This is a genomic window from Rhodovarius lipocyclicus, from assembly GCF_009900765.1.
In the GTDB taxonomy this organism is placed as follows: domain Bacteria; phylum Pseudomonadota; class Alphaproteobacteria; order Acetobacterales; family Acetobacteraceae; genus Rhodovarius; species Rhodovarius lipocyclicus.
Genome location: NZ_JAAABL010000001.1, coordinates 238671 through 262284, shown reverse-complemented (window position 1 = coordinate 262284; position 23614 = coordinate 238671). Strand labels below are relative to the sequence as shown.

Annotated in this window: 21 protein-coding genes; 11 read left to right on the top strand and 10 right to left on the bottom strand. The window is 71.2% G+C overall.

The window, feature by feature from the left end; genetic code table 11:
- Nucleotides 1-68 precede the first annotated feature (68 nt).
- The gene (locus GT007_RS01355; protein WP_160119759.1) at nucleotides 69-767 is read left to right on the top strand and encodes a GntR family transcriptional regulator; all 699 of its coding nucleotides are present in this window, start codon (nucleotides 69-71) and stop codon (nucleotides 765-767) included.
- Here GT007_RS01355 and GT007_RS01350 read toward each other — a convergent pair.
- The 9 genes from GT007_RS01350 to GT007_RS01310 all read right to left on the bottom strand — a co-directional run bounded on the left by GT007_RS01350 (nucleotide 764) and on the right by GT007_RS01310 (nucleotide 10622).
- Nucleotides 764-2308 (bottom strand): regulator, encoded by a 1545-nt coding sequence (locus tag GT007_RS01350; RefSeq protein ID WP_160119758.1) that lies wholly within the window; start codon nucleotides 2306-2308, stop codon nucleotides 764-766. The two genes, GT007_RS01355 and GT007_RS01350, sit on opposite strands and share 4 nt — an antisense overlap.
- Nucleotides 2305-2979: a cysteine hydrolase family protein gene (locus tag GT007_RS01345; protein ID WP_160119757.1), complete on the bottom strand. Its 675-nt coding sequence runs from the start codon at nucleotides 2977-2979 to the stop codon at nucleotides 2305-2307. The genes GT007_RS01350 and GT007_RS01345 overlap by 4 nt, the downstream gene beginning before the upstream one ends.
- 142 nt (nucleotides 2980-3121) lie before the next feature.
- Complete coding sequence (locus GT007_RS01340) at nucleotides 3122-4087, bottom strand: tripartite tricarboxylate transporter substrate binding protein (protein WP_160119756.1); 966 nt, start codon at nucleotides 4085-4087, stop codon at nucleotides 3122-3124.
- A gap of 27 nt (nucleotides 4088-4114) precedes the next feature.
- Nucleotides 4115-5008, bottom strand: coding sequence for a dihydrodipicolinate synthase family protein (locus tag GT007_RS01335; protein ID WP_160119755.1), 894 nt, complete (start codon nucleotides 5006-5008; stop codon nucleotides 4115-4117).
- Complete coding sequence (locus tag GT007_RS01330; protein WP_160119754.1) at nucleotides 5005-6180, bottom strand: sialidase family protein; 1176 nt, start codon at nucleotides 6178-6180, stop codon at nucleotides 5005-5007. Before GT007_RS01330 ends, GT007_RS01335 begins: the two co-directional genes overlap by 4 nt.
- Nucleotides 6181-6218: 38 nt before the next feature.
- The gene (locus GT007_RS01325; protein ID WP_160119753.1) at nucleotides 6219-7181 is read right to left on the bottom strand and encodes a Bug family tripartite tricarboxylate transporter substrate binding protein; all 963 of its coding nucleotides are present in this window, start codon (nucleotides 7179-7181) and stop codon (nucleotides 6219-6221) included.
- A gap of 23 nt (nucleotides 7182-7204) precedes the next feature.
- On the bottom strand, nucleotides 7205-8626 hold the full coding sequence (locus tag GT007_RS01320) for an FAD-binding oxidoreductase (protein ID WP_160119752.1): 1422 nt from the start codon (nucleotides 8624-8626) through the stop codon (nucleotides 7205-7207).
- Nucleotides 8626-9756, bottom strand: coding sequence for an iron-containing alcohol dehydrogenase (locus tag GT007_RS01315; protein ID WP_160119751.1), 1131 nt, complete (start codon nucleotides 9754-9756; stop codon nucleotides 8626-8628). Before GT007_RS01315 ends, GT007_RS01320 begins: the two co-directional genes overlap by 1 nt.
- Nucleotides 9757-9785: 29 nt before the next feature.
- The gene (locus tag GT007_RS01310) at nucleotides 9786-10622 is read right to left on the bottom strand and encodes an IclR family transcriptional regulator (protein ID WP_160119750.1); all 837 of its coding nucleotides are present in this window, start codon (nucleotides 10620-10622) and stop codon (nucleotides 9786-9788) included.
- A 146-nt stretch (nucleotides 10623-10768) separates the two neighbouring features.
- On the opposite strand from GT007_RS01310, the gene GT007_RS01305 reads away from it, so the two are divergent.
- From GT007_RS01305 to GT007_RS01280, 6 genes are all read left to right on the top strand, one after another.
- On the top strand, nucleotides 10769-11452 hold the full coding sequence (locus tag GT007_RS01305) for an SDR family NAD(P)-dependent oxidoreductase (protein ID WP_160119749.1): 684 nt from the start codon (nucleotides 10769-10771) through the stop codon (nucleotides 11450-11452).
- Between the two features lie 101 nt (nucleotides 11453-11553).
- A complete protein-coding gene (locus GT007_RS01300) occupies nucleotides 11554-11826 on the top strand; it encodes a FeoA family protein (RefSeq protein WP_160119748.1) in 273 nt (90 codons plus the stop codon).
- The gene (gene feoB / locus GT007_RS01295) at nucleotides 11819-13717 is read left to right on the top strand and encodes a ferrous iron transport protein B (RefSeq protein ID WP_160119747.1); all 1899 of its coding nucleotides are present in this window, start codon (nucleotides 11819-11821) and stop codon (nucleotides 13715-13717) included. The genes GT007_RS01300 and feoB overlap by 8 nt, the downstream gene beginning before the upstream one ends.
- Nucleotides 13718-13818: 101 nt before the next feature.
- Complete coding sequence (locus tag GT007_RS01290) at nucleotides 13819-14610, top strand: IclR family transcriptional regulator (RefSeq protein ID WP_160119746.1); 792 nt, start codon at nucleotides 13819-13821, stop codon at nucleotides 14608-14610.
- A gap of 103 nt (nucleotides 14611-14713) precedes the next feature.
- On the top strand, nucleotides 14714-16360 hold the full coding sequence (locus tag GT007_RS01285) for a hydantoinase B/oxoprolinase family protein (RefSeq protein WP_201451758.1): 1647 nt from the start codon (nucleotides 14714-14716) through the stop codon (nucleotides 16358-16360).
- 2 nt (nucleotides 16361-16362) lie between these two features.
- The gene (locus GT007_RS01280) at nucleotides 16363-18456 is read left to right on the top strand and encodes a hydantoinase/oxoprolinase family protein (RefSeq protein WP_160119744.1); all 2094 of its coding nucleotides are present in this window, start codon (nucleotides 16363-16365) and stop codon (nucleotides 18454-18456) included.
- A 121-nt stretch (nucleotides 18457-18577) separates the two neighbouring features.
- On the opposite strand, the gene GT007_RS01275 is transcribed toward GT007_RS01280, so the two are convergent.
- The gene (locus GT007_RS01275) at nucleotides 18578-19462 is read right to left on the bottom strand and encodes a LysR substrate-binding domain-containing protein (RefSeq protein ID WP_160119743.1); all 885 of its coding nucleotides are present in this window, start codon (nucleotides 19460-19462) and stop codon (nucleotides 18578-18580) included.
- Nucleotides 19463-19618: 156 nt separating this feature from the next.
- Here GT007_RS01275 and GT007_RS01270 point away from each other — a divergent pair, with 156 nt between their 5' ends.
- From GT007_RS01270 to GT007_RS01255, 4 genes are all read left to right on the top strand, one after another.
- A complete protein-coding gene (locus tag GT007_RS01270; RefSeq protein WP_236571431.1) occupies nucleotides 19619-20590 on the top strand; it encodes a Bug family tripartite tricarboxylate transporter substrate binding protein in 972 nt (323 codons plus the stop codon).
- A 54-nt stretch (nucleotides 20591-20644) separates the two neighbouring features.
- The gene (locus GT007_RS01265; RefSeq protein ID WP_160119741.1) at nucleotides 20645-20839 is read left to right on the top strand and encodes a 4-oxalocrotonate tautomerase; all 195 of its coding nucleotides are present in this window, start codon (nucleotides 20645-20647) and stop codon (nucleotides 20837-20839) included.
- A 264-nt stretch (nucleotides 20840-21103) separates the two neighbouring features.
- A complete protein-coding gene (locus tag GT007_RS01260; protein ID WP_160119740.1) occupies nucleotides 21104-22045 on the top strand; it encodes a hypothetical protein in 942 nt (313 codons plus the stop codon).
- Between the two features lie 89 nt (nucleotides 22046-22134).
- Complete coding sequence (locus GT007_RS01255) at nucleotides 22135-23610, top strand: helicase HerA domain-containing protein (RefSeq protein ID WP_160119739.1); 1476 nt, start codon at nucleotides 22135-22137, stop codon at nucleotides 23608-23610.
- Nucleotides 23611-23614: the final 4 nt, after the last annotated feature.

The window sequence follows — 23614 nt, the reverse complement described above, 5'->3', positions numbered from 1 at the left end:
TGCTGGTGGCGCCTTCATAAAATTTATAAATTTGCGTCGTCAACCAAAATTTTATAAATTCTGACCCCATGAACGGAATCGCACGGACGGCGCGGCGCACCACGCAGGCAACGACGCTGGGGGAAGGGCACAAGACCGTCACGGCGGCGGTGACGGAGGCGATCCGCGCCCGCATCCTGGATGGCGCCTACGCCACCGGCATGAAGCTGCAGCAGGACATGCTGGCGGCCGAACTCGGCGTCAGCCGCATTCCCGTGCGGGAGGCGCTGTTCCAGCTCGATGCCGAGGGGCTGGTGACCATCGCGCCGCAGCGCGGGGCCACCGTCTCACCCCTCTCGCCCGAGCGCATGCGTGAGACGCTGGAGATGCGGGCGATCCTGGAGCCCTATCTGCTGCGCCATTCCGCGCCCGGGCTGACGGCGGAGGACCTGGCCGGGCTGGACCGGGTGCTGCAGGCCTATGCGGCGGCGATCGAGGCCGGCGAGGTGAACCGCTGGGGCGAGCTGAACCTGGAATTCCACCTGGGCCTGTATGCCCGCGCCGGGCGGCCCAGGGCGCTGGCCACCGTGACCACGCTGCTGCGGGAATCGGACCGCTACACGCGGGTGCAGCTGGCCGCCAGCCCCGCCTATCAGCGCCGCGCGCAGAACGAACACCTGGAACTGCTGCGCCTGTGCCGCGCCGGGGAATACGAGGCGGCGGCCGCCTTGCTGGAGGAGCATGTGCGCCACGTGCTGGTGGCGCTGGGCGCGATCCTGCGGGGTTAGCGCCGGGCCATCCAGCCGGGCAGCGTGCCTTCCTGCCGCGCGCAGAGCAGCAGGAAGGCCGCGACCATCAGATAGGCCACGGCCAGGCCCGGTGTGACGGCGAACCCCACCGAGGGCCCGTGCATCAGCCCGAAGAAGGTCATCACCGCCCCCGCCGCCGCGAAGGCCGAGGCCTTCACGAAATCCCGCTCGATGATGAAGACCGCGATGGCGCCCAGCACCAGCCCGCCCAGGATCGCGCCTTCGCCCATCACCGCCAGCCCGGGATACAGCACGCCCATGCCGACCAGCCTTTCCATGCCGACAGCCGCCGCATTGGTGCCCGCGGCCCCCAGCGCGCCGTCGATCAGCGTCTTGGCCCAGGCGGCCAGATGCGGCGTCAGGGCCAGGATCACGGCGGGGGCATGGCCCTTGGGCGTTTCCTGGAACGCCTGCGCGCCGATCAGCATGCCGATGTAGAGCAGGATCGGCGCGATCGCGACCACCGGCACCAGCGCCAGCAGCACGGAGGCGATGCCGAGCCAGGTGAAGACCAGCACCGCGACGCCCGTGGCCGCCGAATAGCCGATGCGCCCGCCCATCGCCTTCCAGCCCGGATGGCCGATATAGACCGCGTTGATGAAGGGGTTGCCCATCAGGCAGCCGATCAGGCTGACCAGCCCATCGGCCGTCAGCACCCGGGTGGTGGGGTAGTGGTCGCCCGCGGCCTCGGCGCTTTCGACATTGTCCAGCGCCTCCACCAGGTCATAGATGCCGAAGGGGATGGCGGTGACCAGGATGATCCCGATGAACCGGAAGCCGCCGAACACGTGCTCCAAGGCGGGCACCGGCGGGTGGAAGCCGATCTGCGCGAAGGAGGCGGCCAGCCGGTCCAGCCCCACGCCGCCCAGCCCGAAGCCCAGCGCCGCACCGCCCCAGGCCAGCACCAGCCCGATGGCGATGGCCACCAGCCCCGCCGGGATGTTGCGCGGATAGCGGAAGCCGCCGAACCAGGCCACCAGGATCACCGCGAAGCAGGTCAGGCCCAGGATGGGCGTCATGAACATCTCCAGCGCCGGGCGCATGGCGATGAAGGTGACCGACACCCCGGCCAGCGTGCCCAGCAGCGCGGCGCGCGGCGTGATGCGCCGGATCCAGGGCGCCGCGAAGGCGCCCGCGATCAGCACGAAGCTCTGCACGAAGATCCAGGTCAGCCCCGCTTCCCAGCCCTTGATCGGGTCGCCCGTGGTCTGGGCGATGGGCAGCATGATCACGAGGCACACGACGAACATGTGCGGCACCGAGATGCCGGAGGGCAGGGCGCAGACATCCTCCCGCCCCGTTTCCTTCATCAGCCGCCAGCCGAGCCAGGCGTAGTAGCCGGTCGAGAGGAACATCATCAGCCCCGCCGCCGGCAGGATGCGGCCGAACACGATGGCGTCCGGCATGCCGACCACGAAGCGCAGCAGCCCCGTCAGCACCAGCAGGTTCACCAGGATATTGGTGCCGAAGCCGAACAGGGCGTTCCAGTCGCCCGGGGTCCAGAGCCTGGTGCTGGTCATGGCGTGCTCCTCAGCGCGGCGATGGTGGCGGCGGTGTCGGCGACCCAGCCGAAGATCCCGCCCTGGGCATGGATCATCGCCAGGGCCGCCGTGTGGAATTCCGGGAAGTAGGAGGCGCAGGCATCGGCCACCACCAGGCAGCGGAAGCCGCGGTCATTGGCCTCCCGCACCGTGGTGCTGACGCAGACCTCGGTGGTGACGCCCGCGACCAGCAGCGCCTCGATGCCCCGGTTGCGCAGGATGTTTTCCAGCTCCGTGGCCCAGAAGGCGCCCTTGCCGGGCTTGTCCAGCACCACCTCCCCCGCGATGGGGGCCAGTTCGGGGATGATGCCGTGGCCGGGCTCGCCCCGGATCAGGATGCGGCCCATGGGGCCGGGGTCGCCGATGCGCATGCCCTCGGGCGCGCGGCGGTGCTTGGCGGGCGGGCAGTCGGTCAGGTCGGGGCGATGGCCCTCACGCGTGTGGATCACCAGCAGCCCGGCGTCGCGGGCCGCGGCCAGCAGGGCCTGGCAGTGGGGGACGGCGCGGGCCAATTGCCCCACATCATTGCCCAGCGCCGCGCCGAAGCCGCCAGGTTCCAGAAAATCCCGCTGCATGTCGATGATGACGAGCGCGGTGCGCGCGGGGTCGAGGGCGAAGGCGCCCGGCAAGGCCTCGATCCGCTGCGTCATCCTGCCCCCTCCGGCCTGCGGGGGAAGGAAATCAGAAATCCTGGCCGGGCAGGGGGTTGTTTGCGGCCCGGAACGGCCGGGGCGCCGGGAAAGGCCGCGAAACCCGGCAGATGGTTCCGCGGCCTGCCCGGAAATTAGCCGCCTATTCCGGCGTGAAGTTCACGCTGCGCAGCAGTTCGGTGGCGCGGTTGATCTCGCGGCCGATGAAGGCGCGGGTTTCGGCCACGGTCTCCGTCACCGGTTCCAGCACCTGCTGGGACATGCGGGCCACGATGGCGGGGTCGCGCATCGTCTTGTTCATCAGGGCGTTCACCCGCTCCACGATCGCGCCTGGCGTGCCCTTGGGCGCCCAGACCCCGTACCAGGACTGGAACTCATAGCCCGGCAGCCCGGCCTCGCTCATGGTCGGCACGTTGGGCGCCAGCGGGGAGCGTCCCCGCGACGCGATGCCCAGCATCCGTATCCGCCCGCCATCGGCATGCGGCAGCAGGTTGAAGGACGGGTCGATCAGCAGGTGCACGTTGCCCGCCATCAGGTCCTGCACGGCGGGCTGGGTGCCGCGATAGGCCACCATCTCCAGGTCCAGGCCCGTGCGGCGGTTGAACTCGATGGTGGCCAGGTGGCTGGCCGCCCCCAGGGAGGTGATGGCGATGTTCCAGTCGCGCGGGTTGCGCTTCACGGCGTCGATCACCTCGGCCAGCGTGCGCTGCGGCTTGCCGGCGGTGATGGCCATCACCAGCGGTGCCTGGGCGGTGCGGGCGCAGACCTCCAGATCCGCCTGCGGGTCGAAATTGGCGTTGCGCAGCACCAGCGGCATCACGGCGGTGTTGAAGGCCGAGGCGAGCAGCGTGTAGCCGTCGGGCGCGGCCCCCAGCACTTCGCGTGTGCCGACCAGCCCGGCGCCGCCGGTGCGGTTTTCCACCACGGCGGTGGCGCCCAGCCTTTCCGTCAGCTTCTGCGCGGTCAGCCGCGCCAGCATGTCGTTGGCGGCCCCTGGCGGCCAGGGGCAGATCACGCGCAGGGGCCGCCCCGCCGGCCAGTTGGGCTGGGCGAGCACGGCGGGTGCGGCCAGCGCCAGGGGCGTGGCCAGGATCATTCTTCTTTTCATGGTTGTTTCCTCCTCGATGCGTGGGGCTCAGCCGGTCAGCAGCGCCGCGGTTTCCTCGGCGTTCAGCGGCAGCAGGGGCGGGCGCAGGCGGGTCCAGTTCTGGTCATTCAGCCTGGCCGCCAGCAGCACCTTCAGCGACGGCATCTGCGCGAAGCGCGAGGCCCGGTTGCGCGCGGCCACAATGCGCGCCTGGGCGGCATCCACCTCCGCGGCCTTCGCCGGGTCGGCGTAGTTGCGGAACACGAAGGCGAGGTCGGCCGCCACCAGGTTCGAGGTCGCGGTGATGCAGCCGGCACCCCCTTCGCGCAGCAGCGGCAGCAGCAGCGGGTCCGCGCCCGCCAGCACCGCGAGCCCCGGGAATTCCTTCACCAGCCCCTGCATGTTGGCGAAATCGCCCGCCGAATCCTTGATGCCCGTGAACACGCCCGGATAGGCCGCGCGCAGCCGCGCGATCAGCGCGAAGGATAGCGGCAGGGAGGACATCTGCGGGATGTGGTACAGCACCACCCGCAGCCTGGCGTCGCCCACGCGCTGGATCACCTCGGAGTAGGAGGCGAACAGCCCGTCATCGCTGATGCCCTTGTAGTAGAAGGGCGGCAGCATCACGACCGTGTCCACGCCCAGCGACAGGGCGTGCTTCGTCAGCGCCACCGTCTCGGTCAGCGCCGCCACGCCTGTGCCGGGCAGCAGCTGGTGCGGGGCCACGCCGCCCTGGATGGCCGCTTCCAGCAGGCCCTTGCGTTCATCCATGCCGAAGCTGTTGGCCTCGCCCGTGGTACCCAGCATGGCAATGCCGTCGCAGCCTTCCGCCAGCAGCCGCTGGCAATGCGCGACGAAGCGCGCGGTGTCCGGCATCAGGTCCGCGTCGAGCGGGGTGAGCGCCGCGGAGAACACGCCGCGCGGGTGAAGGGTCTGGCTCATGCTGGGGTGCTCCGGATCCAGGCCTCGTCCACGCGGACGTATTTGATGGCCTGCCGCCAATAGGTGTAGGCGATGTGAATGGCCCCATCCGCCGTCTGGCAGAGGGAGGGGTACGAGAACTCCCGGTTCAGCTGATCCTTGGAGTTGTTGGTCATGCAGAAGCCGTCGCCCACTTCCAGGTTCCGCCGGTGCGGCCAGGTGATGCCGCCATCCTCGGACAGGGCGATGGTCATCGGCGCGCGCGGCGCACCCCAGAAGGCGGAACGCCCGGTCGCGGGCGGCGGTGCCGCCTCCTCCTCGCCGCCGATGTCGTCATAGAGCGAGGCGCGCCTGCCGGTCGCGTCCGCCTGGCTGCTGTGGTTGTAGCAGAGCGCGATGGCCCCGCTGGCCAGCGCGATCGCCATGACGGAGCTGTTGTTGTTCGGCAGTTCCGTGGGCTCGGGCGCCGACCAGCTGTGCCCCTCGTCGCTGGAGACGGAGCGGTGGACGAAATCCGCCCAGCGGGAACGGTAGAGCGCCACCAGCCGGTCGCCCTGGCGGACGATGGACATGTGCACGGCCCCCGTGCTGTCGGGCACCGCCACTTCACGCCAGCTGCGGCCCTGGTCGGCCGAGATCAGCACCGAGGAGGTGTCCAGATCGCCGGTCCAGGCGCCCACGGGCGGCTTGGTGCAGCGCCAGATCGGCAGCAGCCATTCGCCCAGGCGGTTCACCACGATCTCGCTGCGGATGAAGGTGCCGAAGCCCGGCTTCTCCTCGATCAGCGTCTCGATCGGGCCCCAGCTGCGGCCCCCGTCGCGGGAGATGCGGTGGCGGATCAGCGCCGTGTCCTGGTTGCCGCCGCGCTGCGCGGTCCAGAGCAGCCACAGCGCGCCATCGGGGGCGGTGAACAGCAGCGGGTTCTGTTCCGAGCGCGTGGGGTCGTCCGACAGCCGCTCGGCGGGGGTCCAGGCCGTGGCACCCGGGGCGAGGCGGGAGAAATGCACGGAGATGTCGGGGATGCCCTCCTGCGTGCCGCCGAACCACACGCAGCCCAGATCGCCGCCCGGCAGGGGCGCGATGAAGCTGGCATGGTTCTGCACGCAGGGGGTGGGGATGAAGGCCTCGATCCGCCGCGCATCCCCGGGCGCGGGGGCCAGCGTGGCGGGCTTTTCCAGCACCGTGTCGCTCATGATGGGTTCCTCCCTGTCCGGTTCGCGCTCAATCCGCATCAATCCGCGCGCGCGCCGGAGCGTTCGATGGTCTCGCGCCACATCGGGCGCTCCCGCGCGGCGCGCGCGGCGCTGTCGGCCGGGGAGGCCCAGATGGCCTTCGCGCCCACGCGGCCGAAATGCTCGGTGGCGCCGGGGGCCTCGGCCACGCGGCGCAGCTCGGCCGCCACGCGCTGCACGGCGGCCTCGGGCATGCCGGCCGGGGCGACGAAGCCGCCCCAGACCGTGACGACGAATTCGTCGATCCCGGCCTCCTGCATGGTGGGCACCTGGGGCATGGTCGGCCAGCGCTCGGCGCTGGTCACGGCCAGGGCGCGGATCTGCCCGCCCTCCACCAGCGCCTGGTAGGACGCCACGCCGTCGATGGCGAAATCCACATCGCCGCTCAGCAGCGCGGGCTGGATCTGGGCCGCGCCGCGGAAGGGCACGTGCACCGCCTCGATATTCAGCCGGCTGAACAGCATGGCGGAGGACAGGTGCGTGGTGGTGCCCACCCCGGTGGAGCCATAGGTGACCCCGCCGGGCTTGGCGCGCGCCCAGGCGATGAACTGTTCCAGCGTGCGGGCCTGCACCTTGTTCGGCGCCAGCACGGCGATGTTGGGGAATTCCCAGCCCAGCGCCACCGGGCGCAGGTCGCGCTCGATGTCATAGGGCACGGAGCGGTAGAGATACTGGTTGATGGAGAAATTGCTGACGGTGGCGGCCCCCAGCGTGTGGCCGTCATTGGATTTCGCCACCGCGTCGATGCCGATATTGCCGCTGGCGCCCGGACGGTTCTCGATCACCACCGGCTGGCCCAGCGCATTGCCGATGCCCTCGGCATACAGGCGCGCGATCACATCCGTCGCACCGCCGGGCGGGTAGGGCACGATGATGCGCAGTGGCCGGTTGGGCCAGTTCCCCTGGGCGGAGGCGATGGCCGGCGCGAACAGGGCGGCACCGAGAAGATGACGACGCAGCATGGACGTTTTCCTGGTTTCTTGGATCATGCGGGGGGCAGGACCTTGCCCGGGTTCATGAGGTTGCCGGGGTCGAGCAGCGCCTTCAGGCGCCGCATCAGCCCCAGGTCGGCGGGGGCGGCCACCCGGCCGAGGCGGGCGGTGTTGGTCTGGCCGATGCCGTGCTCGGCGCTGATCACGCCGCCGAGGGCCGTGGTCACATCGTCCACCGCCTCGTTGATGCGGGCGGCGAGTGCCGGGATCCCCGGCGTGTCGCGGTCCAGGATGGCCAGCACATGGATGTTGCCGTCGCCGATATGGCCATGCATCACGATGCGCGCGGCGGGCGCGACCCCGGCGATGCGGGCCTGCACATCCCGCGCGAAGGCGGCCTGGTTCTCCAGCGGCACCACGCTGTCGTGGGAGACGACATGGCCCGCGCGCTTGCTGCCCTCCGACACGGAATGGCGGATGCGCCACAGCGCCTCGGCCTGGGCGACACTTTCGGGGAGGATGGCGTCGGTCAGCAGGCCGTCTTCCAGCGCCTGCCCCAGTACGCTCTCCAGCGGCGTGCGCAGGTCCGTGCCGGCCAGCGTGTCGGTCAGCTCGATGATCAGGTACCAGGGGCTTTCGAGCGCGAAGGGGATGGCCACATCGGGCACATTCTCCGCGATCACCTCGATCTGCCCGCGCGACATGGCCTCCAGGCTGGACAGCCGGTCGCCCAGCGTGCCGCGCAGCCGGCCGAGCAGGGTCAGCGCCGCGTCGATGTCGGGCAGCGCCACCATGGCCATGGCGCTGGCGCGCGGGCGCGGGAACAGCTTCAGCGAGGCGGCGGTGATGATGCCGAGCGTGCCCTCCGCGCCGATGAACAGCTGCTTCAGGTCGTAGCCGCTGGCATCCTTGCGCAGCCGGCGCAGGCGGTCGAGCACGGTGCCGTCGGGCAGCACCACTTCGAGGCCCAGCACCAGCTCGCGCGTCGGGCCATAGCGCAGCACGGCGGTGCCGCCGGCATTGGTGGCGATGTTGCCGCCGATCATGCAACTGCCCTCCGCGCCGAGGGAGAGGGGAAACAGGCGGTCCACCTCCTCGGCGGCGCGCTGCACATCGGCCAGGATGCAGCCGGCCTCCACGGTGATGGAATTGGCGAGCGCGCTGACGGCCCGCACCCTGTTCAGCCTGTCGAGCCGGATCACCACCGCGCGGCCGGAGGCATCGGGCGTCGCCGCCCCGCACATGCCCGTATTGCCGCCCTGGGGCACCACCGGAATGCCCTGTTCGGCGCACAGCTTCACCACGGCGGCCACCTCCGCCGTGGAGGCCGGCTTCACCACCGCGACGGAGCGGCCGTGATAGCGGCCGCGCCAATCGACGACATAGGGCTCCTGGTCCTCGCCCTGGGCGATGACGTGGCGGCGGCCGACGATGGCCGCCAGTTGCTCCAGCAGGCCGGTCGCGTGGCCGTCCATCAGAAGGCCGTCTCATACATGCGCAGGATCCCGTCTTGCGGCAGGTCGCGGGGGTTGTTGTCCAGCAGGCGACGGATGGCATGGGCTTCGGCGGCCATGCGCGGCAGGTCGTCGCGCGGCACGCCCAGCGCGCCCAGGCGCATTTCGATGCCCAGCTTCAGGCAGAATTCGGTCGTGGCCTCGCTGACCACGGCTTCCTCGGCGCTGCGCGGCAGGCCGAGCGCGTCCAGCACCAGCGCGGTCTTGTCCGGCATCGCCGGCGCGTTGAAGGCCAGCGTGTGCGGGAAGATCACGGCGCAGGCCAGCCCATGCGGGATGTGGTGGCGGGTGCCCAGCGGATAGGCCACCGCATGGCCCGCCGTGGTGTTCACCGGGCCCAGGCAATAGCCGCCATACAGCGAGGCCAGCGCCAGGCCCGCCCGCGCCTCGCGGTCGCCGCCATCGGCCACGGCGCGGGCCAGATAGCGGCCCACCAGGCGGATGCCCTCCAGCGCATACAGGTCGATCAGCGGGTGCGCCTTGCGGCTGGTGAAGGCCTCCGTGCAATGGGCCATGGCGTCCACGCCGGTCGCGGCCGTGACGGCGGCGGGCACGGTCAGCGTCAGGTCGGGGTCCACGATGGCCAGGTCCGCCAGCATGTGGCGGCTCTGCACGGCCAGCTTGTTCTGGGTCGCGGGGTCGGTCACCAGGGCGCGGGTGCCGGCCTCGCTGCCGGTGCCGCTGGTGGTGGGCACCTGGGCCAGCAGCACCCGGCGGCCCAGCACCTTCTCGGGGCCCACCACCTCATGCAGGGTCTGGCCGCTGCCGGGCAGCACGGCCACCAGCTTGGCCAGGTCCATGGCGGAACCGCCGCCGAAACCCACGACCAGCTCCGCACCCGTCGCCTCGGCCAATGCCAGGGCCTTGTCCAGGTTGGGGATGTCGGGCTCGGGCTTCACCTCGCCGAACACGGTCACCTGGCCGGGCAGGGCCAGCAGATCCACGCGCGCGGCGTTGAAGGCATCGGCCACCACCAGGGTGCGGGTCACGCCGCGCTCCCTCGCCCAGGCCCCCACGGTGCCGACCATGCCGGGGCCGAATTCCAGGCGCTGCGGGCGGAGGATCTCGATGGGGGTCAGAAGCGAAGTCATGGTGAAGCCCTTGGGATGGTCGGTGAAAATCAGGCGGCGCGGCCGGTGACGCTGATGGAACCCAGCGACAGGCGCACGCCCTCGGCCAGTTCGGCGGCGATGCGCACTGCCTCGGGCACGGCCAGGGCCGTGAAATCGGCCACCGGCATGCGGGCCGCGCCCACCGTCAGGCTGACGCCTGCCAGCGGCCGGCCCGACAGGTCCAGCACCGGGGCGGCCACGGTGCGCAGCCCATAGGCGTTCTCGCCATCCGAGACGGCGTGGCCGCGTGCGCGTACCTCATCCAGCCGCGCCAGCAGCTCATCCATGCCGGTCAGGGTGCGTTCGGACAGCTTCACGCGCTCGATCGCGTTGAGATGCGCGACCTGCTCCTCCCGCGGGAGCCAGGCCAGGATCGCCTGGCCCAGCGCGGTAGCATAGGCGCCGACCCGGGTGCCGGGGCGGCGCACCACCCCATGCCGGTCCAGCCCGGCCTCGACCCGGGTGAGGTAGACGACCTCCCCCTGTTCCAGCAGGCCGAGCGAGGCGGCGTCGGCCACGCGCGGCACGCATTCGCGCAGCAGCGGCGTGGCGTGGGTGGGCAGATCGTCGGCCGAGAGGGCGGCGAAGCCCAGCTCCAGGCATTTCAGCGTGAGGCGGTAGCGCCGGCCCTCCGGCACGGGGCGGACGTAGCCGAGCTCCATCAGCGTGTGCAGCAGGCGGAAGGCGGTGCCGCGGTCGAGCCCGGCGCGGGAGGCGACCTCGGCCACCGTCAGCTCTGAGGCATCGCGGTTGAAGGCGCGCAGCACGGCAAAGGCCTTGGCGACGGACTGCACCTGGTTCTTCGGGTTCAGCGGCGTCTTTTCACCATCGATGGCCATGCTCATGGCGCGGCGGTCCTCCTGGGTGTCTTTTGTTGGCGGCAAATGTTCGGATTGCGAACACTTGTTCGATTTCTGCTGTTGGGATACGAGGCGACCCAACAGGCTGTCAAGCGCTACCCGGCACTCGCGTCGGAGCAGGAGGAACGGAAATGACGGAACAGGCACGGCACGCGGTGGTCACGGGCACCAGCTCCGGCATCGGGGCGGCCATCGCGGCGCGGCTGCTGGACGGGGGCTGGCGCGTGACGGGGCTGAGCCGCACGGCGCCCGCCGGCCTGGGCCCGGCCTATACCCACATCGCGGTGGACCTGCTGGACGACGCGGCGCTGCGCGCGGCGGTCGCCGGGTTGCGGGCCGATGCGCTGGTGCATGCGGCGGGGCTGATGCGCGGGGCCGTGCTGGGCGCGCTGGACGCGGCGGCGGGCGAGACGTTGTGGCGGCTGCATGTCGCCGCCGCCGCCAGCCTGGCCGACGCGCTGGTGCCCGCCATGCCGCAGGGCGGGCGGGTGGTGCTGATCGGCAGCCGCACCGCCGCCGGCGCCGCCGGGCGCAGCCAGTATGCCGCCACCAAGGCCGCGCTGGTGGGCATGGCGCGCTCCTGGGCGATCGAGCTCGCGCCGCGCAACATCACGGTGAATGTAGTGGCCCCCGCCGCCACCGACACGCCGATGCTGAAGGACCCGGCGCGGGCCGGCCATGTGCCGAAGCTGCCGCCCATCGGCCGCTATGTGCGGCCGGAGGAGGTGGCCGCGACCGCCGCCTTCCTGCTGGGCCCCGACGCGGGTGCCATCACCGGCCAGCAGATCGTGATCTGCGGCGGCAGTTCGCTGTAGCGCCGGGAAAGGCAAAAAGCGCGGGGCTGGGTTGTGCCCTGGGCTGAATTGCAATTGCAAGCCACTCGCACCTAATATGCGGTGTTGGAGCAAGCCTTCCCATGACCACAGTCCATCCCGGTACCCTCGGCAACGCGGCGCGCGGATTCCGGGGGCGTATCCTCGGTCTGCAACCGCTGACGATCGGCGGCTTCCCCGCCGAGGAGCTGGAGCGCCGCCTGCTGGAGCTGGGTTTCGTGGAAGGCGAGCCGGTCGAGATCCTGCACCAGGGCCTGTTCGGGCGCGACCCGATCGCGGTGCGGGTGCGCACCGCCACCATCGCCCTGCGCCGCCAGGAAGCCGCGGCCATCCTGGTCGAATCCACCGATGCTTGATGTGCCGGCGGGGCAGCGCACCTTGCGCGTGGCGCTGCTCGGCAACCCCAATTGCGGCAAGACCGCGCTGTTCAACGCCCTGACCGGCAGCCGCCAGCGCGCGGCCAACTACCCCGGCGTGACAGTGGAGCGGAAGGAGGGGGTGCTGAGCACCCCCGCCGGGCACCGCGTCAGCCTGCTGGACCTGCCGGGCACCTATTCCCTGCGCGCCCGCAGCCCCGATGAGGTGATCGCGCGCGACGTGGTGCTGGGCCGCATCGCGGGCCTGCCCGCGCCCGACCTGGTGGTGTGCGTGGCGGATGCCACCAACATGCGCCTGTGCCTGCGCCTGCTGCTGGAGGCCAAGCGCACCGGCCGCCCGCTGCTGCTGGCGCTGAATATGATCGACCTGGCGCGGCACCGGGGCATCGAGATCGACCTGGACCGGCTCTCCGCCGAACTCGGCGTGCCGGTGGTGGCCAGCGCGGCGGTGCGGCGCGGCGGCACCGGGGAATTGCTCGCGGCCATCGACCGCATGGTGCCCGGCCTGGTGGCCGCCACCGGCGAGGCCGCCTGGAGCGCGCCCGACGCCGCCGCCCTGCGCGCCACCCAGCGCGAGGCCGACCGCATCATCGCCGCCAGCGTGATGGTGCCCGACCGGCGAGACCCGCTGACCCGCCGCCTCGATTCCGTGCTGCTGCACCCGGTGGCCGGGCTGCTGGTGCTGACGGTGCTGCTGTTCCTGATGTTCCAGGCGGTGTTCGCCTGGGCGCAGCCGCTGATGGATTTGATCGACGGCGGCTTCCAGGCGCTCGGCGCCCTGGTGGGCGATGCCATCCCGGCCGAGGGCGCGCTCGGCCTGCTGCGCAGCTTCCTGCAGGACGGCGTGATCGCGGGGGTGGGCAGCGTGCTGGTCTTCCTGCCGCAGATCGCCATCCTGTTCCTGTTCATCCTGCTGCTGGAGGATCTGGGCTATATGGCCCGGGCCGCCTTCCTGATGGACCGCATCATGGGCGGCGCGGGGCTGCATGGGCGCGCCTTCATCCCGCTGCTGTCCAGCTTCGCCTGCGCGGTGCCCGGCATCATGGCCACCCGCGTGATCGACAGCCGGCGTGACCGGCTGGCCACCATCCTGGTCGCGCCGCTGATGACGTGCTCGGCGCGTATCCCGGTCTATACGCTGATCATCGGCGCCTTCATCCCCGACCGCGCGGTGTGGGGCTGGGTGGGGCTGCAGGGGCTGGTGATGTTCGGCCTGTATGCCGCTGGCATCCTCAGCGCGCTGGGCATGTCCTTCGTGTTCAAGCGGCTGGTCTGGCGCGGCACGCCGAACGAGCCCTTCATGCTGGAACTGCCCGACTACAAGCTGCCGCGCGTGCGCGACGTGGGCATCGCGCTGTGGCTGCGGGTGAAGGCCTTTCTGCGCCGCGCGGGCACCATCATCTTCGCCATGATGGTGGTGATCTGGTTCCTCTCCTCCGTGCCGCGCCCGCCCGAGGGCGCGACCGAGCCCGCCATCGAATACAGCTTCGCCCACGCCATCGGCACGGCGGTGGAACCGGTGCTGCGCCCGATCGGCTTCAACTGGCAGATCGGCGTGGCGCTGATCCCCGGCATGGCGGCGCGGGAGGTGGCGGTGGCCTCCCTCGGCACCGTCTATGCCATCGAGGGGGCGGAGGAGGATGCGACCCAGCTGGGCCAGGCGCTGGCGGGCAAATGGTCGCTGGCGACCGCGCTGGCCTTCCTGGCCTGGTATATCTTCGCCCCGCAATGCGCGGCGACCCTGGCCGTGATCCGGCGGGAGACGGGCAGCCGCGGCTGGGTGCTCTTCACCTTCGGCTACATGCTCGCGCTCGCCTATCTGGCGGCCTTCATCACCTTTCACACCGCCGTGGCACTCGGCGCCGGTTAGGGCGCCCGCTGTTGACGGGGCTTCCTGGCCCGGGATAGGACTGCTCATGATGTGAACGGAAAGTTCACAAATGAACAATCTGCCTAGGGAAGAGGCCAGCCATGCGTGACGAGGAGAGCGCCTATCTCTCGCCCCCTGTGCAGCGCGCGGCCCGGCTGCTGCGCCACATCGCGGCCGGCGACCCCGTGACCAACATGGCCCAGACCGCCCGCGCGCTGGACATCAACCGCACCACCCTGCTGCGCCTGCTGCACACTCTGCAGGCCGAACGCTTCATCGAGCCGCGCGGCGGTGGCAAGCCCGGCTGGCGGGTGGGGCTCGGCCTGTTCGGCATGGTGGCCCAAGCCTTCGCGTCGGAGGACCTGGCCGAGGTGGCCGGGCCCATCCTGGGCCGGCTGGCGGAGGAGCTGGGCCTGTCCGCCCATCTGGGCGTGCTGGACGGGCGGGAGGTGGTCTATCTGATCCGCCGCACGCCCAACCAATCCTATATCTCCAACATCCGGGTGGGCTCGCGCCTGCCAGCGCATGCGGCGAATATGGGGCGCATCATCCTGGCGCATCTGCCGCCGGCCCAGGTCGCGCGCCTGTTCGAGGGCGCGCCCATGGCCGCCGTCACCGCCCACACCGCCACCAGCCTGCCCGCGCTGACGGAGCGCCTGGCGGCCGACCGCGCCGAGGGGCTGGCCTGGAGCGAAGGCTTCTTCGAGGACGGGATTTCCTCCGTCGCGGCCCCCGTCTTCGACGCCACGGGCGCGCCGGTGGCGGCGATCAATGTCTCGGGCGGGGCGAGCTTCGCCGCGCAGCGGGAGCGCATCGGCCAAGCCATGCGCACGGCGGGGGAGGAGATTTCCCGCAGGCTGGGTTGGACCGGCACCGCGCCGCGCCGGATCTGAGGTTCTATTATTCGTCCGGCCTATCAAGACTTCGCCATCTGATATTGGACAGCTTCCAAGACCCGGACCTAGCCTGCGGCATCGCCCCCAAGCGGAGATGCCCGTGCCCGACGCCTTTGACCCGATCACGCTGGAAATCTACTGGAACCGCCTGATCTCCATCGCCGATGAGGCGGCGACCGGCCTGTTGCGCACCGCCTTTTCCACCATCGTGCGCGAGTCCAACGATTTCGCCACGGTGCTGATGGATGCGCAGGGCAATTCCGTCTCGGAGAACACGGGCGGCATCGCCTCCTTCTCCTGCATCCTGCCCAAGACGACCCGCGCCTTCCTGGACAAATTTCCCGCCGAGACCTGGCGCCCGGGCGATGCGGTGCTGACCAACGACCCGTGGCTGGCCACCGGGCATCTGCCGGATTTCACCGTGGTCTCGCCCATCTTCCACCAGGGCAGGCTGGTGGGCTTCGCGGGCAATATCTCCCATTCGCCCGATGTCGGCGGTTCCCTGTGGTCGGCCGATTGCCGGGAGTTGTTCGAGGAAGGCATCCGCGTGCCCCCCATGCGCCTGCTGCGCGAGGGGGCGTGGAATGAGGTGCTGACCGAGATGCTGGCCGGCAATGTCCGCGTGCCGCGCCAGACGCTGGGCGATCTGGAGGCCCAGGTGATCGCCAATGACGTAGCCGTGCGCCGCGTGGCCGAATTCCTGGAGGATACCGGCCTCGACGACCTTCAGGGCCTGTCGGCCGCGCTGGCCGAGCGCGCCGACCGCGCCATGCGCCGCGCCATCGCCGAACTGCCGGACGGCACCTACAGCTCGGTCATCGAGGCCGATGGCTTCGACGAGAACATCACCCGCATCGCCTGCACCGTGACGGTGGCGGGCGAGACCATGCACATCGACTATGCCGGCACCTCGGCGCAGATCGACCGCGGCATCAACTGCGTGCTGAACTACACCCACGCCTATTCGGTCTATCCGGTGAAATGCGCGCTGGACCCGTTCACGCCGCGCAATGAGGGCTCCTACCAGGCCATCACCGTCTCGGCGCCGGAGCGCTCCATCCTGAACCCGGTCTATCCCGCGCCGTGTTCCGCGCGGCAGTTGACGGGGCATCTGCTGGCGGGCGCGATCTATCAGGCGCTGGCGCCGGTGATGCCGGGCAAGATCATCGCCGATTGCGGCGGCGCGCCCACCATGCGCGCGCTGTTCAGCGGCCGGAAGCAGGATGGCGACCCGTTCTCCCAGGTGCTGTTCGCCAGCGGCGGCATGGGCGCGGCCCCGCACAAGGACGGCATGGCCACCACCGCCTTCCCCACCAATGTCGGCGCCGGCAGCATCGAGGCTTACGAAAGCGTCGCCCCCCTGGTGGTCTGGACCAAGCGCCTGCGCACCGACAGTGGGGGGGCGGGGACCTTCCGCGGCGGGCTGGGGCAGGAGGTGGAGATCGAGCTGCGCGGCGGCGCGCCCGCGCGGCTGTCCCTGCTGTCCGACCGGCACGACCACCCGGCGGGCGGCGTGCTGGGCGGGCTGCCGGGCGCGCCCTCGGTCATCCGCTTCGCCGATGGCACCAAGCCGCATCCGAAATCCCGCACCTCCGTCGCGGCCGGGCAGCGCGTGACGCTGCTCTATGCCGGGGGCGGCGGTTATGGCGACCCCGGGGCGCGCGACCCGCAGGCGGTGCGCCAGGATCTGCGCGACGGCTACATCTCCGCCGAGGCGGCGCGGCGCGACTACGGTTTCGAGGGCTGAACATGGCACACAGCGCACCCACCGCCCGCATCGGCGTCGATGTCGGCGGCACCTTCACCGACCTGGTGCTGTACGACCCCGCCCGGGACCTGACCCACACCGGCAAGCTGCTGACCACCCCCGACGACCCCAGCGAGGCCATCGTCTCGGGCATCGCCCGCGTGCTGGAGGAAGCGGGGATGACCGCCGCCCAGCTGCATTCCGTGGTGCATGGCACCACGCTGGTGACCAACACCGTCATCGAGCGCACCGGCGCCCGCGTCGGCCTGCTGACCACCGAGGGCTTCCGCGACAGCATCGAGATCGGGCGGGAGACGCGCTACGACCTGTATGACCTGTTCCTGGAGGCCCCGCCCACCCTGGTGCCCCGCCACCGCCGCCTGGAAGTGCCCGGGCGCGTGGACGTGAACGGCCAGGTGCTGCGCCCGCTGGACGAGGCCGCCGTGGCCGCCGCCGCCCGCCGCCTGGTGGAGGAGGAGGGCTGCGAGGCGCTGGCCGTGGGCTTCATGCATTCCTACGCCTTCCCCGCGCATGAACGCCGCGCCGGCGAGATCATCCGGGGCCTCTATCCCGACCTGCCGCTCTCCCTCTCGGCCGAGGTGGCGCCCGAGATCCGGGAATTCGAGCGCAGCAGCACCGCCTGCGCCAATGCCTATGTGCAGCCGCTGATGGGCCGCTATCTGGACAAGGTGGAGGCTTCGCTGGCCGCCATGGGCTTCGCCGGGCGGCTCTACATCATGCTCTCGGGCGGGGGCATCACCACGGTGCGCGATGCCAAGGCCTTCCCGATCCGGCTGATCGAGAGCGGGCCGGCGGCGGGCGCCATGGCCTCCTCCTTCATCGCCAAGCTCACGGGGCTCGACCGCGTGCTGTCCTATGACATGGGCGGCACCACGGCGAAGATGTGCGTGGTGGAGGACGGCGCGCCCCACCACAAATTCGATTTCGAGGCCGGGCGCGTGCGCCGCTTCCAGAAGGGGTCCGGCCTGCCGCTGAAGGTCTCGGTGGTGGACATGATCGAGATCGGCGCGGGCGGCGGCAGCCTGGCCGATGTGGACCCGGGCTCGGGGCTGATGAAGGTGGGGCCGCGCTCGGCGGGCTCCAAGCCCGGGCCGGTGTGCTACGGGCGCGGCGGCACCCAGCCCGCCGTGACGGACGCCGACCTGGTGCTGGGCCGGCTCGACCCCGCCTATTTCCTCGGCGGCGAGATGAAGCTGGACCCGGACCGGGTGCGGCGCGCCTTCGCCGAGCGCATCTCGCCCCGGATCGGGGTGGATGCGGAAACCGCGGCACTCGGCGTGCAGCGCATCGTGGACGAGACGATGGCCGCGGCCACCCGCATGCACATGGCCGAAAAGGGCAAGGACCCGCGCCGCTTCACCATGATCGCCTTCGGCGGCGCGGGGCCGGTGCATGCCTGGAACCTGGCGCGGCTGCTGAAGATGAAGCGCGTGGTGGTGCCGCTGGGCGCGGGGGTGGCCTCGGCCCTCGGCTTCCTGGTCGCACCCCCGGCCACCGACATGGTGCGCAGCCATGTCGCCCGGCTGGAGCGGCTGGACTGGGCCGCCGTGAACGCCCTGTTCGCGGAAATGCGCGCCGAGGGCGAGGCCCTGCTGCTGGAAGCCGGCGCCGAGCCGGGCAGCCTGACCTTCACCGCCACCGCCGAAATGCGCCATGTCGGCCAGGGCTTCGAGATCCCGGTGGCGCTGCCGGGCCTCACCCTGTCGGCGGCCGACCTGCCGGCCATCCGCGCCGCCTTCTTCGACAGCTACCGCGCCCGCTTTGGCCGCGTCATGGAGGACGCGCCGATCGAGGCGTTGAGCTGGCGCCTGGCCTGCGCCGCGCCGGGCACCGACATCCGCCTGGGCGGCAACGCGCCGCCGCCCGCGCCCCTGGTGCCGCGCGCCACCCGGCGCGTGCTGTTCGAGGGCCATGGCTGGTGCGACTGCGCCGTCTATGACCGCTACGCCCTACCCAACGGGGCGGAGTTCAGCGGCCCCGCGCTGGTGGAGGAGCGCGAATCCACCTGCGTCGTCGGTCCGGGGGCGAAGGTCAGCGTGGATGCGATCCGCAACCTGGTGATCGAATTGGAATAGCGTTTAGTGCCCTGATTCCGAAATCTCCCGGATTTCGTTCTCAGGCCACTAGCCTTTGTTTTCAGCGGCCTGCTGATCCGCTTCGTTCGCGGGAGATCCCGCGAACGAAGCGGGCAGGACACTAACCCACGCATTCCAGGAACACCTTCGCCAGCGCCGTCATGTGCTCGCGCGGGGTGGCCAGCCAGGTGGCGGTGGTGGCGTCGGGGCTGTCCAGCCTGCGGCGGATGACATCGCCCACCTGGATGCGCGTCAGGGTCTCCGGCACCACCGCGATACCGAGCCCCGCCGCCACCAGCCCCATCAGGGTGGAATTCTCCCGCGCTTCCTGGGCGATGCGGGGGGTGAAGCCCGCGCGGTTGCACAGCGCGGCCAACTGGTCGTTCAGCGTGGTGCCGATGGCCGGGGCGAAGCCGATCAGGGGCTCGCCTTCCAGCGCCCGCACCGGCAGCCGGCCGCGCCGCTTCGCCAGCGGGTGATCCTCGCGCATCACCACCACCAGCTCCTCGCGCGCCACCTCCAGCGCCGCGATGTCGGCGGGCAGGGCCTCCGCACTCGGCAGGCGCAGGAAGCCCGCGTCGAGCTGGCGGCGGCGCAGCGCCTCGATCTGCTGGCGGGTGGGGGATTCCTCCAGCGTCAGCGTGACGGAGGGCAGGCGCTGGCGGAAGGCGATGATGGTGCGCTGGAACACCGGCAGCACGGGCACGGAGGCGAACAGCCCCACGCGCAACTCCCCGATCTCGCCACGCCCGGCACGGCGGGCCACGGTTTCCGCGCGGGCGGCCTGGGCCAGTGTGGCGCGGGCTTCCTCCAACAGCATGCGCCCGGCCTCGGTCAGGGCCACGCGGCGGCGGGTGCGCTCGAACAGCGGCGTGTCCAGCTCATCCTCCAGCGCGCGGATCTGCTGGCTCAGCGGCGGCTGGGAGATGCCGAGCCGCTTGGCGGCGCGGGTGAAGTGCAGCTCCTCGGCCAGCGCCACGAAATAGCGCAGGTGGCGCAGTTCCATCGGTTATTCCCACAGCCTCTCAATTGCGAGCGTCTTCATATTGGACAGCTCTGCCAGCACCTGCCTACCCTCGTCACAAGCGCCGCGGGAACGCGGCAGACGCTGGAACGCGACACGGCCTGACCTGACCGCCCTGCGGTCATGAGGAGGTGGATGATGACGCGTGTGTCCCGTCGTTCCCTGCTGGCGGGCCTGCCTGCGCTGGGCGCGCGCCCAGCCCTGGCCCAGGCTTTTCCCGCGCGGCCCATCACCCTGGTCATTCCCTGGGCGCCCGGCGGTTCGACCGATACGCTGGGCCGGCTGCTGGCGCGCAGCATGGGCGCCGATCTGGGCCAGCCCATGGTGGTGGAAAACCGGGGCGGGGCCTCGGGCACCATCGGCCATGCCTATGTCGCGCGCTCGGCGCCCGATGGCTACACGCTGCTGCTGGGCACCAACAGCACCTACGCCATCGCGCCGCACCTGATGGCGAACCTGCCCTATGACCAGGGCCGCGCCCTGGCGGGGGTCAGCCTGGTGGCGCGCAGCGCGCAGGCGCTGTGCCTGCATCCCTCCGCGCCCCCGCGCACGGTCGCGGAATTCGTGGCCTATGCGAAGGCGCGGCCGGGGGCGGTCACCTTCTCCTCGGCCGGTATCGGCGCCAGCAGCCACCTGGCGACGGAGCTGTTCATGGCCCGCACCGGCACCCGGCTGGAGCACGTGCCCTATCGCGGCGGCGGGCCCTCGGCGCAGGGGCTGCTGGCGGGCGAGGTGGTGTGCAGCTTCGTCGATCTGGTTACGGCGCTGCCCTTCCAGCGCACGGGGCAGTTGCGGGTGCTGGGGGTCAGCACCCTCACGCGCTCCGAACTGGCGCCCGATGTGCCGACATTGGCGGAGCTGGGGGCGGAAGGCTTCGAATCCTCGACCGACTGCGCGATGTTCCTGCCGGCCGGCACGCCCGCGCCAGTGCAGGCGGCCATCGCCGCCGCCCTGGGACGCGCCCTGCGGGAGCCCGCCACGCGGCGCAGCATCATCGAGATGGGCATCGAGCCGATCGGCAGCGACGCCGCCGAACTCGCGGCCTATCTGGTGCGGGAGAGCGACAAGTGGGGCCAGGTGATCCGCAGCCAGAACATCACCCTCGGTTGACGCTGCGCGGCGCCGGGGCCACGCTTGGCCTCTGACTCCGCAAAGGTTTTTCCCATGCCCATGATTCGTGTCGAGATGTTCGCCGGCCGCACCGTCGAGCAGAAGCGTGCCCTGGTGAAGGCGCTGACGGAGGCCTTCGTCGCCACCGCCGGCGGCACGCCCGCCAGCGTGCAGATCATTCTGACGGATATCGAGAAGTCCGCATGGGCGACGGCGGGCGTCTTCGCCGCGGACAAGCCGCCGGGCTGAGCCGCCGGCCGTGCGCCGCCGCTTCACATCACCGTCACCGGGCGGGCGGCAGACATGATGGTCCGCCCCTTAACGTCCGGTTGAGGCTATCCGGGATAGATGGCCGCAAGGGCATGTCACGGCCATGGCGACGGCGGTTGCCGGGGCGCTGGCCGGCTTGGCGCGGTTCTGATGTCTCTGGGAACTGGGTGATCATGTGGTGAGAGTTTGGCTTTGGGCACCCGCGCGTGGCTTCGTCCGGCGGGGCTATGGAATGGCGGCGCCATGAAGCGATCCGCGATCGAGGCGGGCGCCGCGCTGCTGGCGCCGCGCCAGCACCCGCTGCGGCGCGACCCGGTGCCCCCCGCCTGGCGCCCCGCGCCCGGCGCCTGCGACCAGTTGATGGACGACCCGCGCCTGGCCCAGGCCGTGTACGATGTGTCCGGGCGGATGGAGGGGGCTTTCGCCTCCAACCGCGTGCTGTCCATCACCATGAACAACCGGGCGCGTTTCCTGATCTCCTTGCTGGTCATGGCGCTCGATGCCGCGCCGGAGGGGCTGACGGTCAACCGGTTCAAGGCGCTCTGCGCCGAGGAGGGGATCTGCAGTCCCGGCCGCGCCCGCGCCGCGCTGATCCTGCTGCGCTTCGCGGGCATGCTGGAGCCGGAGGCCGAGACCCGCCCCGGCCGCGCGCGCCGGCTGCTGCCGCTGCCGCTGCTGCGGCGGGAGCATGAGGAACGCCTGGCGCGCTGGGTGAGGGCCGCCGCCATGGTGCGGCCCGCTCTGGCCCCGCTGGTCTCCCGGCTGGGTGATCCGGCGGCGCTGAGCGCGATGACCTTCCACCTCATGCGCAGCTTCTGCGAGGGCGCGCGGCCCATCGAGCACATCGACCCGGTCTTCCGGGGCTATGTGGAGCACCAGGGCTTCCTGCTGCTGCTGCTGGGGCTGGTTCCCGCCTCGACCGGGCCGGACGGCGCGCCGCTGCGTGAGCCGGCGCTGGCCAGCGCCCGCGCGCTCGCGGGGCGGTACGCGCTGTCGCACAGCCAGACGGTCACGATGCTGCGCCAGGCGGTGGAGGCAGGCTATGTCGTGCATGCCCAGCGGGCGGAAAGCCGGGGCTATCACCTCACGCCCGAGGGGCTGCGGATGCTGCACCGCTTCTTCGGCGTGATCTTCCTGATGATGGAGGATGCGCTGGCCCCGCTGGCCAGGGGCGGGGAAGGCTGATCCGTGCTAAGGTGGCGCCGATGCTGATTCGGGGGTAATCCCGCCGGCTGGCCCAAAGATCCGGCCCTAGCTGAGGATGTGTTGCGGGCATGACGGTGCATATCGATCTGGGACGCATGGCGGGCGGGGTGCCCGCGGTGATGGACCTGGAGGAGCTGCTGGCGACCCGGCTGCTGGTGCAGGGCAACAGCGGCTGCGGTAAATCCCACCTGCTGCGCCGCCTGCTGGAGAAAAGCGCCCCCTGGGTGCAGCAGGTCATCATCGACCCGGAGGGCGACTATGTCTCCCTGGCGGACAAGTTCGGCCATCTGGTGATCGACGCCTCGGCCCATTCCGAACAGGGGCTGCACCTGGCGGGGGACCGCGTGCGCCGGCACCGCGTGCCCGTGGTGCTGGACCTGGAGGGGCTGGACCTGGAAGGCCAGATGCGCCGCGCCGCGGCCTTCCTGGGCGGGCTGTTCGACGCGGAGCGCGAGTTCTGGACCCCCGTGCTGGTGGTGGTGGACGAGGCGCAGCTGTTCGCGCCCGCCGTCGCCGGAGAGGTCTCGGACGAGGCGCGCAAGGCCTCTCTCGGCGCCATGACCAACCTGATGTGCCGTGGGCGCAAGCGCGGGCTGGCGGGCGTCATCGCCACCCAGCGCCTGGCCAAACTGGCCAAGAACGTGGCCGCCGAGGCCAGCAATTTCCTGATGGGCCGCACCTTCCTGGACATCGACATGGTGCGCGCGGCCGACCTGCTGGGCATGGAGCGCCGCCAGGCGGAGATGTTCCGCGACCTGCAGCGCGGCCGCTTCATGGCCCTTGGCCCCGCGCTGTGCCGCCGCCCGCAGGAGGTCGCGGTGGGCGAGGTGGAGACGGTGAGCCTCGGCGCCAGCCCCAAGCTGATGCCGATGCCCGAGGCCCCCGCCGAGGATGCCCGCGCCCTGATCCTGACCCCGCCCGAGCCCGAGCAGCTGACGGCCCGCGCCCGCCGCCTGCCGCCGCCGCCCCCGCCCGACATCCTGGCCCAGCTGGCCGCCGCCCGCCCGGCGCCGATCCTGGACCCGCCGCCGCCCACGGCCGAGGAAACCCAGGCCCTGCGCCGCGAGTGGGAGGAGATCGTCCAGGCCATGTTGGCCGAGCCCGACGCGGCCTATCGCCCCGTGAACACCCTGTACCAGGACATGCTGCTGCGCTGCCGCATCCAGGGCCTGGGCAGCAAGGTGCCGGATCTGGCCGGGTTCCGGAACCTGCTGGCGCTGCTGCGCGCGGGCTTCGGCGGCGGCATGGATGAGCGCCCGGAATGGCCCGCCGTGCAGGCCCAGGCGGCGGTGCTGCCCGAGGATGTGCGCGGCGTGTACCTGCTGCTGGCCCGCGCGGCGCTGGAAAGCGCGCCTTGCCCCTCGGATGCCGAGATCGCGGAGGTGTATGGCAGCCGCTCGCTCAGCCGCGCGCGCCGCGTGCTGGGCTATATCGAGGAACAGGGGGCGATCGTCTGCCGCCAGGACCTCAGCGGGCGGCGGATCGTCACGCTGATGGGCCTCGGCTGCGAAACCGCCCCCGCCGAGGCGGCGACGCTGGTATAGGCCG

Coding starts and splice junctions, on each gene's coding strand:
- GT007_RS01325 (WP_160119753.1), bottom strand. CDS start 7,181: ATGCTGCGTCGTCATCTTCTCGGTGCCGCCCTGTTCGCGCCGGCCATC.
- GT007_RS01270 (WP_236571431.1), top strand. CDS start 19,619: ATGACGCGTGTGTCCCGTCGTTCCCTGCTGGCGGGCCTGCCTGCGCTG.
- GT007_RS01345 (WP_160119757.1), bottom strand. CDS start 2,979: ATGACGCAGCGGATCGAGGCCTTGCCGGGCGCCTTCGCCCTCGACCCC.
- GT007_RS01340 (WP_160119756.1), bottom strand. CDS start 4,087: ATGAAAAGAAGAATGATCCTGGCCACGCCCCTGGCGCTGGCCGCACCC.
- feoB (WP_160119747.1), top strand. CDS start 11,819: ATGCTTGATGTGCCGGCGGGGCAGCGCACCTTGCGCGTGGCGCTGCTC.
- GT007_RS01300 (WP_160119748.1), top strand. CDS start 11,554: ATGACCACAGTCCATCCCGGTACCCTCGGCAACGCGGCGCGCGGATTC.
- GT007_RS01275 (WP_160119743.1), bottom strand. CDS start 19,462: ATGGAACTGCGCCACCTGCGCTATTTCGTGGCGCTGGCCGAGGAGCTG.
- GT007_RS01355 (WP_160119759.1), top strand. CDS start 69: ATGAACGGAATCGCACGGACGGCGCGGCGCACCACGCAGGCAACGACG.
- GT007_RS01315 (WP_160119751.1), bottom strand. CDS start 9,756: ATGACTTCGCTTCTGACCCCCATCGAGATCCTCCGCCCGCAGCGCCTG.
- GT007_RS01330 (WP_160119754.1), bottom strand. CDS start 6,180: ATGAGCGACACGGTGCTGGAAAAGCCCGCCACGCTGGCCCCCGCGCCC.
- GT007_RS01305 (WP_160119749.1), top strand. CDS start 10,769: ATGACGGAACAGGCACGGCACGCGGTGGTCACGGGCACCAGCTCCGGC.
- GT007_RS01350 (WP_160119758.1), bottom strand. CDS start 2,308: ATGACCAGCACCAGGCTCTGGACCCCGGGCGACTGGAACGCCCTGTTC.
- GT007_RS01335 (WP_160119755.1), bottom strand. CDS start 5,008: ATGAGCCAGACCCTTCACCCGCGCGGCGTGTTCTCCGCGGCGCTCACC.
- GT007_RS01310 (WP_160119750.1), bottom strand. CDS start 10,622: ATGAGCATGGCCATCGATGGTGAAAAGACGCCGCTGAACCCGAAGAAC.
- GT007_RS01280 (WP_160119744.1), top strand. CDS start 16,363: ATGGCACACAGCGCACCCACCGCCCGCATCGGCGTCGATGTCGGCGGC.
- GT007_RS01260 (WP_160119740.1), top strand. CDS start 21,104: ATGAAGCGATCCGCGATCGAGGCGGGCGCCGCGCTGCTGGCGCCGCGC.
- GT007_RS01320 (WP_160119752.1), bottom strand. CDS start 8,626: ATGGACGGCCACGCGACCGGCCTGCTGGAGCAACTGGCGGCCATCGTC.
- GT007_RS01265 (WP_160119741.1), top strand. CDS start 20,645: ATGCCCATGATTCGTGTCGAGATGTTCGCCGGCCGCACCGTCGAGCAG.
- GT007_RS01255 (WP_160119739.1), top strand. CDS start 22,135: ATGACGGTGCATATCGATCTGGGACGCATGGCGGGCGGGGTGCCCGCG.
- GT007_RS01290 (WP_160119746.1), top strand. CDS start 13,819: ATGCGTGACGAGGAGAGCGCCTATCTCTCGCCCCCTGTGCAGCGCGCG.